This is a genomic window from Spirochaetota bacterium (genome assembly GCA_038043445.1).
Taxonomy (GTDB): domain Bacteria; phylum Spirochaetota; class Brachyspiria; order Brachyspirales; family JACRPF01; genus JBBTBY01.
The window spans coordinates 101,553-109,864 of the sequence record JBBTBY010000063.1; the positions used below are offsets into that span (position 1 = coordinate 101,553).

An 8,312-nucleotide genomic window follows, 5' to 3' on the forward strand; every position below is an offset into this window, starting at 1 on the left:
CTACAGCATGCTTCGTATCTCCGACGGTGTTAACCCGCAGAATATCTTCATGCATTTTGAGAAGTAACTGAAATCGCGCATGCCCACGCTCAGGGCTATTTCGCGGACGCTCGTTCTCCTGCCGCGCGTGAGCGCGATGTACGCGGTCATCATCTTCGTGTTCCGCACGAAGTCATGCAGCGTGCTCCCCGTCGCCTCAAGGAACAGACGGTTCGCATGGCGCGCCGATATCCCGAATTCGCGGGCAATGACCTTTGCCGACATGTCCTCGGACAGATGATCGTTGATGAACGTTATCGCATCGCGGATGCGTATGAGCATGAACGCCCGCGCTGACGTGTGCGATGCCGGCGGGGGAAGCCTGCGGAGCACGGCAATGAGCACAAGCGCGATGTAATGCGATATCGTGCAGGCGAGTCCGGCTTCGCCGCGCTTGATCTCGGCGTGTATGGACGAAATGAACTGCGACGCGTCGTCGGTGTTCGTCACATGAACAGCATCCCTGCCCGGCGGTATGCCGGTCATGTATATCCAAAATCCGTGTATCACGCATTGCTCCGAACAGGAGCGAATATGCGGTGTCTTCGGCGGAATGACGATGGCCTCACCCGGCCGCACGGTGAATTTCCTTTTGCCGAACATATAGACGACCGTGCCCTTCGTTACGATACCGACCTCGCAATGGACATGGCTGTGCATTTCGATGCGCGTTCCGGCGGCATCCGCGGTGACCAGATAATTGAGGATGACGGCGGTATGTTCGCCCACGGAGATCGTTCCTGCGTGGCGGACGGCATCATGCGCTATGCGGTTATGTTCCTTAATGTGCGACGGCTTCATGGTATTATGAAGGAGTATACACCGGTATCCGTCGTTACGTCAAACGGCTTTGGATCTTCATGGCGCAGAAGGTGATACTCGAGGGCATCGTCATCCCGGCGTTCAAGTAAGAATGTTTACGCGCCCGGTCTGAATTGTATCCTTGATAGCTTCGCGTACATGCCGTTCTGTTTCATGAGGCGCTCATGCGTACCCTGCTCCGCTATCCCTTTATTACCGAGCACAAGGATATTGTCGGCCCGGCGCACCGTCGAAAGCCGATGCGCTATGACTATCGTCGTGCGGTTGCGGATAAGGTCATAGAGCGCTTCCTGTATAAGCGATTCGGTCTCCGAGTCCACCGACGATGTCGCTTCGTCGAGAATGAGTATCGGTGTTTTACGAAGAAGCGCACGCGCTATAGCGAGACGCTGCTTTTGCCCGCCGGAAAGTTTTACGCCGCGTTCGCCGATGATGGTATCGTACTTGTCCGGGAAGCGCGTGATGAAGTCGTGCGCCCGCGCATGCTTCGATGCGCGAATGAGCTCGCGGCCGCTCACATCATCCGACGCGCCGTAGCGGATATTATCGGCGATGGTGCCGTTGAAAAGAAAACAGTCCTGCAGCACGATGCTTATCTGGCTGCGGAGCGATTCGAGCGTAACGCCCCGTATGTCGTGGCCGTCGAGCAGTATGTTCCCGCCGAGCGGATCATAAAATCGCGGGATGAGACTGATGATGGTGGTTTTTCCCACACCCGTAGGCCCCACGAGCGCGAGCGTTTCCCCGCGTTTCACCGAGAAGCTCACGTTTTCAAGAACATTCGTCGTGCGTGTATATCCGAAGGTGACGTTGTCGAACCGTATCTCGCCGCGGGCGCGGGCAAGCTCGCGTGCATGCGGCGCATCCTTGATGTCCGGCTCCGTATCCAAAAGCTCGAACACGCGCTCGGCGCCGGCAAGCGATGTCTGTATCGTTTCGACTATCCCTCCTACGGCGGTTATCGGTCCGTAGAACATGCCGAGGTAGAGGAGAAATGCGACGATGTCCTCGACGGCGATGTTCTGCCCGCGGAGCACCATATGCGCGCCAAACCATATCACGACAAGCGTGCCGATGGTCCCGCAGAACTCAATGACCGGGTGATAGAATGCCGTTTTCTTGAGCGATCCCAGTATGCCGCTCGTATAATCCCATGCGGAGCGATGCACCCGCTTGCTCTCGCGCTCTTCCTGCGTGAATATCTGCACTTCCTTCATGCCCGAAAGGTTCTCGAACACGACAGCGTTAAGATCGCCGAGCTTTGCCTGCGCCAGCCTGAGCACCGGGCGTATCACGAGGTTGAACCGGAAGACGAGGAAGATGAGTATCGGGAGCGGGAGAAGGCTGTAGAACGCGAGCGTCCTGTTCTGGGTGAAGAGCATTATCGTCACGCCGACGAAAAGAAGGCTGTTGATTATCGCGTCCGGTATGGCATGCGAGACAAGGCTTTCGAGGTTCGCATTGTCATTGACCGTGCGCGAGAGGAGCTGACCGGTCTGTTTTTCGTGGAAGAACCGGAGCGAAAGCTTCTGCAGGTGATCGTACGTGATCGTCCTCATATGCGCCACAAGCCGCCAGCCGCCGACATGGCTGAAATACCGCGCGGCGAACTGCGCCGAGGTGCGGATGATATAGAAAACGAGGAGGAATATGCTGCAATATGTTATCGTATGTATGATGCTTTGCTCGCCGCCGCCGATACGAAGTGCCTTCAATATCGCCTTGATGAAGAGCGGAGCGGAGAGATTGACCGCGGTAATGACGATATGTGCCGACACCGCGATGAGAAAATACCGCCAGTACCGGCGCGCCTCAAGCCAGAGGCGGAACAGTATTTTTATCTGACTGCCGGCAGGGCGATCTATCTTGCCGAAATTTTTTCCACGCATGCAGTGAGTATATGACGTTCAGCGGAAGAGTCAATCTGGCAGCGCACTTGACAGTGCGTAATATATTACGTATAATTATACGCATCAATTGCAGGGGAGCGCAGTATGATCAGTTACCTCAAGAATGAACTGGTATCCGCCACAAGTATTACCCGCCATTTCGGTGATCTGTTGTCGAAGCTTCGCTCACAACAGTTGAAACGTATTGCTGTGATCCGTAACAACAGCATGGAGGCGATCATACTGCCCGTCGAGGAATATGAACGTCTGGCGGAGGCGGCATCGTTACGTGAACATCGTGATATTTATAGTACGGTTAGTAAACGACGCCGAACACCCCGCAGTCGATTTGTTCCGTTCAAAGAAGCGGTGAAACGCTCGTAATGGCATACGAGATCCTATTTCATCCCATTGCTCAGCAGGAATTGAACGATCTTGACGGGAGCGTCAGGCAGAAGGTGATCAGGCAGATCGCGAAGCTTCGAGAGAGCCCCAGACTTGGTGAAGAACTTGGCAATCGTGCCGGAATGAATCTCACCGGCTATCGGAAACTGTATGTGGACAATAGACGTGTTCGGATCGTATATGAAATTATCGAGGACGAAGTACGAGTGTATATTATCGCGATCGGTAAACGCGAGGATATGCAGGTCTATAGAGACACGCAGAGACGGATCCCCAGATAGGACGCACCGGCACTCTCTATGTCTGGGAATTATTTAGGGCAGAATTATTACTTTTTGACCCTGCGGAGACCGCGCAAGCCTTTGCGGAGAATGTTTCGGGTCCGAATATTTTTGTTTCACCCCTTGCGCGGGATAATTCGCCCTTTGCGAGCAATAATTCGGACCGGGATTATTATCTTTCGGGCTTTGCGGAGAAAAGTTCGACCCTTGCGGAGACCGCGCAAGGTCTTGCGGGGAATAATTCGGGTCGGAATAATTATTTTTCGACCTTTACGAAAGCCGCGCAAAGCTTTGCGGGAAAATATTCTGGTCGGAATATGTGATTATTTGAGGATTGTTAAGCTTGTTGTCATATTTTTTTGACACTGAGGACGCCGAACCCGCGCTGAGCTTGTCGAAGCGAGCACCGATTTAAGGAAGAGAGAGGAGGTAGGCGTCTGGTATATGCCTCAAAGCAATGCCAGTGGAAGTCGAAAATAATCTGGCGGTCATAGGGGTTACTCCCCCTTCGCCTCCACCGGCAAAGTCTCAGCGATCACCCCGCCATGCGAATGCGCCGCTGTGTGAATATCCTTTCCTTTCACGAAAAGAAATTTCGGCTTCATCATGATTATCACCGCCGGCATGACGGTAAGCGCCGCGATGATGCAGATGAATATCGACACGGCGATAAGGAAACCGAAGAATATCACCGGCTGGAAATTGCTGAATAAGAGCACGACGAAGCCGATGACCACCGAGAATCCGTTGAAGACTATGCCCTTGCCGATGGTAAGCATCGTCGCATGGTACGCCTTCTTCACATCGCCGTGCTTCTGTGTCATCTCACGCATGCGCCAGAGGAAATACGCGGTGTAATCCGTTCCCGCACCGATCATGATGCTCGTGAGAATCGATGTCACGAAATCGAGCTTTATCCTGAATATCGACATAAGCCCGAACACGGAGAGGATCGCCACGATGAGCGGTATCGATGAGATGAATCCCGCCGTGAATGAACGGAATATCACCATGTAGCAGATGACGATGATCACAAGGCTCAATATGATGCTGTGTATCTGTCCTTCGATGAGGAGCGGGGTGAGCTCCTGGCCGTACATGACGGTCCCGCCGAACGAAATTTTTGCACCGGGCGGCGGGTTCTTTTTCGCGAAATCACGTATCGTGTCGATGACCGTCTGCACCTTCTTCGTATTGATCTCCGGCATCTGGAGCACTATCTGCGCATTGTTGTATTTATAATCGACAAGCGATGAAAGGTCCTTGCCGCCCCCCGCGCTGTCTAAAAGGAGGAGATATTGTGCGATGAGCCTTCCATTAGAAGGTACGCGGTCCTGCGACGGATCGTTCTGCATGACCTTGTTGAGATATGCCACCTGATCGGCGAGAGAATAGGAATCGCCGACATACGCTTTTCCGGTGACGGGATCCTTGACCGATCGTGCGGTCGCCTGCAGACGTTCCATCCATTGCAGAATCTGCGGTCCCTTGATAATGCCGTCATCGGGCGAGTCGAGCGCGACGGGGTTTTCCGATTCGATGAGGAGATTAAGCGTTGCCGCGCCCGAGAATTTTTTTCCGAGCATCTCGAATGTGTTGCGTACCCCAGCGCCTTTTTTATAGAACTCGACCATGTTGCTCTCGGCATCGATGCGCGGAATGAGGAAAGCGAACCCGATGAGGGAAAGCACGGACACTGCTATCACCGGTATGCGGAAGCGTATGATGAACGATGCGACAGCGCCGAGTATGCGGTCGGTCATCGTGCCGTGCTTCTGTTTTAAAAGATGCGAAGGGACTTTTAGCAGGCTCAATATCGCCGGGGTGAGGACGATGGTGAGTATGAACGACACGAGAATGCCGAAAGCGCTGAAGAATCCGAGATAGGCGATGCTTGTCAAGGGATGCCCGAACATGGCGAGAAAACCGAATATCACGGTCGCTACCGAGAGGAATATCGGCGTCGCCATCTTGATTATCCCCGAGCGCGCCACGGTCTTGCTGTCAGCAGTAGTATCGTGCTGTACATCCTCGTAATAATTGGCAATGAGCTGTGTCCCGTAATTATGCGCAATGGCGATGAACATGGGCGCTATTATCACGTACGGGATATAGAGCACTTCCTTCATCCATCCGATGAAGCCGTAAAGGCCGATAAGGCTCAGTATGACGACGGTGAACGGGAGGAGCATTCCTCGCTTGCTCCTGAAGCAGATGTAGAGGAACACGAGCATGATGAGTATGCCGATGATGATGAAGAACGCCATGTCGGCGACCATTTTGCCGAACATATCGTGCCTGAGATAGGTGTAGCCGGACGGGGATATGGTGACCGTGCTGTCCTCATATTTCGCCTTGAGATTCTCCAGTGTCGGTCGGCCCGGGTCATTTTTGTCGCGTGCGCTTACTTCCGCATCCTCAATGCGAACAGCTACGGTTTTACCGTTCGTCATCACTGGTATGCGCTGCCGCACGGTGGCGATGATAAGCGTAACGGTGTCATCCTCGCTCACGAGCTTTTTCCCGAGGAGCGAATTGCCTTTCACGAGCGAACGGAGCGCGGCCATCTCAGCGCTCGTCCGCGGAATGTGCTCCATGAACGGGCGTGTTATCAGGGTATCGTCCTCGTTCACGACATCCTTCGCTTCCGATATCGATATGACAGAATCGATATACCGCGCCTTCTTGAGATCGGTGCTAATCGCTTTGACCTTTTCGAGGATTGCGGGCGTCCACACCGTGCCCTGCTTCGGTTCTATGCTGAGGAAGACGGATTCAACCCCGCCGAATATCTTATCGATCTTCTTTGTCGTGATATCGCACGGCACCGTGCTCGGGAGGAGCGAGTTCATATCCGCGTCGATGGTGAGGTTCTTAAGGCCGATGCCGAGCACCCCAACGAACAGGAACGATAACACTATCGCTCTGATGGGATGACGCGTTGACGCAGTAGCGATGCGGGGGATGCCGACGAAGCGATAGACGAGATACACGGCGAGGAAGAATCCGAGCACGATGAGCAGGATGTGATTGCTAGCAATGAATTGTATCATGGTGTTCCTTGTTCTTTTTCAGTAGAGATATAGTTTGATCGTTCTGTTTCATTCTGACTGCCGTACGATATTCCATGCATACGTGAACCGGAGGTAGGCGCTTGAATCGTCGTAGAACATGCCGATGGGGTCATTGCGGTCTATCGCGAGCTTCGACGAGCCGGCGTCCTTCTTGAACGCGAAATAGATGTTCGCGCCGAGCGAGAGGCTCAATGCGTCATTGATGTTCCATTTGATCTCAGGCATGATTATGCCGCGCCCATAGCGCGTCTTTTCCTTCGTGTCGTATATCATGGGGAAGAAATAGCTCGCCGCGATCGACGGTACAAGCGCGTCATTGAAGAGCGGCCAGTTCGCTTTGACGACGATGCCGTGCGTGAGGCCTTCGTACTGATTGCCGAACTTCTGCGTGAACGCGCGGTAGTAATAGTTTGCCATGTACGATGTGTTCGATGCTTGGAGCGGATCGGGGAGGCCGTTCGCGTAATCGGTATAGAAGCGGTCGTCATAGTTCTGCACGAAACTCCCCGTATACTGTACATTGATATACCACAGATCGTCCGGGCCGTATGAGAGGTCGAATCCGATGGTCCAGTCAATGTATGGGTTCCGTATCCTCGAGCTCGTGTTCCCCGGATCTTCCGTGAGCGAATAACAGACTTCCGCCCACACGCCAGAGGGACCTATCGTCGTCTTCATGTCGGCCCCGAAGCGATGCGCACGCGCACGCATAAGGTCGATCGCGGAGATGCGGCATACATCCTTCGGTATGCTCGCCTTCAGTCCCGCTTTCGTCGCGGCACTGGCCGCCCCCGGTATCACCCCGCGCGCCACCGCATCGTCGACGGCGCTCTCAACCGCGGCATCGACCATGGCCTGGGTGAGCGCCGCGTACTGTTCGAGCGAAAGCGATGTCGTGTAGAACTGATCGATGTCGTAGGCGTACATGAACGAGAAGTCCACGGGGCCGAAGAAGAAATTCGCACGCAGCGCGCCGACGGGGTTATTGAGATCAAATGCGAACGCTTTATTCTCGATGTCGTTCGTCATTGCAGCTTCCTGCAGTGTCTGCTGCGAGGTCATCCCGACACTGCCGGTGCCCATATCGAAATTGGTGATGTAGAGTGAAAGCGATGTCGCCGTATACTTGTTGAACACAGATCGCGGTATCTTCTCTGCGATGGAATACGGGAGTATGCTCTCCTGCTTGAACGGAAGATACACCGCGTCTATGGAGAGCCAGGGGGCGGGGTAAGCGGTGTACGATGCGGACAATGCCGGCACTTTCTTCAGATCGGTCGGCATGCGAAAGTCCATCGGATTGATAACCGCGGTCGGATTAAGACCGTCGGCCTTTCCCCATGCATAGGTCTGAAAGCCTAAGCCCAGGCGTGATCCGCGGGGATTCCATGCGATGAAATTGTCCTGTGCGCTCGCCGAAACGATGTTCGATATATTATCAAAGCCCTGAAGCACGAGATCCACGTTCCAATGCGAAACGAACTTGACCTCGGCGGCAGTGACCTCCACGCCGAACTTGTTGAAAAGCTTGGGCGCGCGCAGATAATTCGACAGGGACGACTCATGCACGAGATCGGCGATCGGGACGAAGAAATACGCCGTCGACTTCTGGTATATTTTCATCTCATTCGCGGAGGAGGCATCATCCTTCTCCGATGTTGCTCCGTATGCGGTGAAGACGACGAGTATCCCCGCCATTACTATCGTCAATAGCTGCTGTATGCGCATGACCCCCCCCCGCCTATTTCTCAAGGTTCTTGATGCTGAATATATCGGGACTGATGCCCGCATTAAGCTGCATC

6 protein-coding genes are annotated in these 8,312 nt (G+C 54.0%); 2 read left to right on the forward strand and 4 right to left on the reverse strand.

From position 1 onward, the window contains the following. Nucleotides 1–840, reverse strand: a complete 840-nt coding sequence (locus tag AABZ39_09635; protein ID MEK6795027.1) for an AraC family transcriptional regulator — start codon at nucleotides 838–840, stop codon at nucleotides 1–3. A gap of 116 nt (nucleotides 841–956) precedes the next feature. Continuing rightward, the gene (locus AABZ39_09640; protein MEK6795028.1) at nucleotides 957–2,750 is read right to left on the reverse strand and encodes an ABC transporter ATP-binding protein; all 1,794 of its coding nucleotides are present in this window, start codon (nucleotides 2,748–2,750) and stop codon (nucleotides 957–959) included. A gap of 105 nt (nucleotides 2,751–2,855) precedes the next feature. Between AABZ39_09640 and AABZ39_09645 the strand changes: the two genes are divergently transcribed. Together AABZ39_09645 and AABZ39_09650 are read left to right on the forward strand one after the other, a co-directional pair. Next, entirely contained in the window at nucleotides 2,856–3,134 is a 279-nt protein-coding gene (locus AABZ39_09645) for a prevent-host-death protein (protein MEK6795029.1), read from the forward strand. Next, a complete protein-coding gene (locus tag AABZ39_09650; protein ID MEK6795030.1) occupies nucleotides 3,134–3,436 on the forward strand; it encodes a type II toxin-antitoxin system RelE/ParE family toxin in 303 nt (100 codons plus the stop codon). The genes AABZ39_09645 and AABZ39_09650 overlap by 1 nt, the downstream gene beginning before the upstream one ends. Nucleotides 3,437–3,933: 497 nt before the next feature. On the opposite strand, the gene AABZ39_09655 is transcribed toward AABZ39_09650, so the two are convergent. Then, on the reverse strand, nucleotides 3,934–6,489 hold the full coding sequence (locus tag AABZ39_09655) for an MMPL family transporter (GenBank protein ID MEK6795031.1): 2,556 nt from the start codon (nucleotides 6,487–6,489) through the stop codon (nucleotides 3,934–3,936). A gap of 48 nt (nucleotides 6,490–6,537) precedes the next feature. Beyond that, nucleotides 6,538–8,238 carry a TonB-dependent receptor gene (locus tag AABZ39_09660; GenBank protein MEK6795032.1) on the reverse strand — a complete coding sequence of 567 codons (1,701 nt, stop codon included), beginning with the start codon at nucleotides 8,236–8,238 and terminating at the stop codon, nucleotides 6,538–6,540. Nucleotides 8,239–8,312 lie beyond the last annotated feature (74 nt).